Origin of the sequence: Prauserella halophila, from assembly GCF_024171895.1 — a bacterium.
GTDB lineage: Bacteria > Actinomycetota > Actinomycetes > Mycobacteriales > Pseudonocardiaceae > Prauserella > Prauserella halophila.
The window spans coordinates 1-3,357 of the sequence record NZ_JAMTCQ010000003.1 but is presented as its reverse complement, the minus strand read 5'-3'; the positions used below and the strand labels follow the sequence as shown (position 1 = coordinate 3,357).

Genomic DNA, 3,357 nt, shown 5'->3' with positions numbered 1-3,357 from the left:
CGATGCGGCTTCGGGTGGTTAGTATCCGACGCCTCACCATGGACGCACACACGCGGGTACGGGAATATCAACCCGTTCTCCATCGACTACGCCTGACGGCCTCGCCTTAGGTCCCGACTTACCCTGGGCGGAACAACCTGGCCCAGGAACCCTTGGTCATCCGGCGGTACAGATTCTCACTGTACATTCGCTACTCATGCCTGCATTCTCACTCCCACACCCTCCACAACTCGGTTCCCCGGCTGCTTCCTCGGGCCCAGGACGCTCCCCTACCCACCACAACCCGCGTTAGCAGTTGTTGTAGTGACTCGGCTTCGGCGGTGTACTTCAGCCCCGCTACATTATCGGCGCAGAACCACTTGACCAGTGAGCTATTACGCACTCTTTCAAGGATGGCTGCTTCTAAGCCAACCTCCTGGTTGTCTCTGCAATTCCACATCCTTTTCCACTAAGCACACACTTAGGGGCCTTAGCCGGAGTTCTGGGCTGTTTCCCTCTCGACAACGAAGCTTATCCCCCGCTGTCTCACTGCCACACTCTCACACCATGGTATTCGGAGTTTGGTTGACGTCAGTAACCCGATAAGGCCCATCAGCCACCCAGTAGCTCTACCCCCACAGTGAAACACGTGACGCTGCACCTAAATGCATTTCGGGGAGAACCAGCTATCACGAAGTTTGATTGGCCTTTCACCCCTACCCACAGCTCATCCCCTCAGTTTTCAACCTAAGTGGGTTCGGCCCTCCACACCGTCTTACCGGCGCTTCAGCCTGGCCATGGGTAGATCACTCCGCTTCGGGTCTCGACCACGCAACTCACACGCCCTCTTCAGACTCGCTTTCGCTACGGCTACCCCACACGGGTTAACCTCGCCACGCAGCACGAACTCGCAGGCTCATTCTTCAAAAGGCACGCCATCACACCCACACAAGGCAGCTGCTCTGACGGCTTGCAGGCACACGGTTTCAGGTACTCTTTCACTCCCCTCCCGGGGTACTTTTCATCTTTCCCTCACGGTACTCGTGCACTATCGGTCACCAGGAAGTATTTAGGCTTACCGAGTGGTCCCGGCAGATTCACAACGCCCTCCACGGAAACGCTGCTACTCGAGAACACCACCACACCACATCCACACAGCTTTCGCGTACGGGACTCTCACCCACTACGGCCACGCATCCCAACGTGTTCCACTAACCATGCAATGTGACGCCAGACATGTCAGTCCCTGAACGATGGGTCTCACAACCCCGCACACGCAACGCCTGACAGCTTGACACGCATACGGTTTAGCCTCCTCCGCTTTCGCTCGCCACTACTCACGGAATCACTAGTGTTTTCTCTTCCTACGGGTACTGAGATGTTTCACTTCCCCGCGTTCCCTCCACACCGGCTATATATTCACCGGCGGGTGACACCCCATCACGGGTGCCGGGTTTCCCCATTCGGACATCCTCGGATCACAGCTCGGTTGACAACTCCCCGAGGCTTATCGCAGCCTCCCACGTCCTTCATCGGCCCCTAGTGCCCAGACATCCACCATGTGCCCTACATAACTTGACCACAAAGATGCTCGCACCCACTCTACAATTCTCAAACACCACACCAAGACAGCGTGCTGCCTCAGACACCCAACAGCGTGCTTGCGAGGAAGACCACTCGGCCCTACTTGTTTCCTGTTGCGTCCACACTCAAAAGCTAAACAGCTTTCCGAAGAAAACTCCTTAGAAAGGAGGTGATCCAGCCGCACCTTCCGGTACGGCTACCTTGTTACGACTTCGTCCCAATCGCCAGTCCCACCTTCGACCACTCCCCCTCCGCAGAGTTGGGCCATGGGCTTCGGGTGTTACCGACTTTCGTGACGTGACGGGCGGTGTGTACAAGGCCCGGGAACGTATTCACCGCAGCGTTGCTGATCTGCGATTACTAGCGACTCCGACTTCACGCAGTCGAGTTGCAGACTACGATCCGAACTGAGACCAGCTTTAAGGGATTCGCTCCACCTCACGGTCTCGCCACCCTCTGTACCAGCCATTGTAGCATGTGTGAAGCCCTGGACATAAGGGGCATGATGACTTGACGTCATCCCCACCTTCCTCCGAGTTGACCCCGGCAGTCTCCCACGAGTCCCCACCATTACGTGCTGGCAACGCAGGACAAGGGTTGCGCTCGTTGCGGGACTTAACCCAACATCTCACGACACGAGCTGACGACAGCCATGCACCACCTGTACACCAGTCCGAAGAAAACCACATCTCTGCAGCAATCCGGTGCATGTCAAGCCCAGGTAAGGTTCTTCGCGTTGCATCGAATTAATCCACATGCTCCGCCGCTTGTGCGGGCCCCCGTCAATTCCTTTGAGTTTTAGCCTTGCGGCCGTACTCCCCAGGCGGGGCGCTTAATGCGTTAGCTACGGCACGGAGTGCGTGGACAGCACCCCACACCTAGCGCCCAACGTTTACAGCGTGGACTACCAGGGTATCTAATCCTGTTCGCTCCCCACGCTTTCGCTCCTCAGCGTCAGTATCGGCCCAGAGACCCGCCTTCGCCACCGGTGTTCCTCCTGATATCTGCGCATTCCACCGCTACACCAGGAATTCCAGTCTCCCCTGCCGAACTCAAGTGATGCCCGTATCCACCGCACGCCCACAGTTAAGCTGTAGGTTTCCACGGCAGACGCGACACACCGCCTACGAGCTCTTTACGCCCAATAATTCCGGACAACGCTTGCACCCTACGTATTACCGCGGCTGCTGGCACGTAGTTAGCCGGTGCTTCTTCTCCAGGTACCGTCAGTATCACCCTTCGTCCCTGGCGAAAGAGGTTTACAACCCGAAGGCCGTCATCCCTCACGCGGCGTCGCTGCATCAGGCTTGCGCCCATTGTGCAATATTCCCCACTGCTGCCTCCCGTAGGAGTCTGGGCCGTGTCTCAGTCCCAGTGTGGCCGGTCACCCTCTCAGGCCGGCTACCCGTCACCGCCTTGGTAGGCCATCACCCCACCAACAAGCTGATAGGCCGCGGGCTCAACTCATACCGCCGGAGCTTTCCACCACCCCCCATGCGAGGAATGGTCCTATCCGGTATTAGACCCCGTTTCCAAGGCTTATCCCAGAGTACAAGGCAGATTACCCACGTGTTACTCACCCGTTCGCCACTCATCCACACCCGAAGATGCTTCAGCGTACGACTTGCATGTGTTAAGCACGCCGCCAGCGTTCGTCCTGAGCCAGGATCAAACTCTCCAACAATGCATTGAAAAATCCAAACCAAGCAAAAAACACAACACCACAACCAACCACGCCAAACACGCGATCAACCATGGCCCTGCGCTAGCTCAAAAAAACCCCAAAAAAGAGGC

The 3,357-nt window shown here is 57.0% G+C and carries 2 rRNA genes; both read right to left on the bottom strand.

Going from position 1 to position 3,357, the window contains the following annotated elements:
• A 23S ribosomal RNA gene (locus LY41_RS00185) occupies positions 1-1,560 on the bottom strand; the annotation flags it as partial.
• Positions 1,561-1,725: 165 nt separating this feature from the next.
• Positions 1,726-3,247 (bottom strand): 16S ribosomal RNA (locus tag LY41_RS00180).
• Positions 3,248-3,357 lie beyond the last annotated feature (110 nt).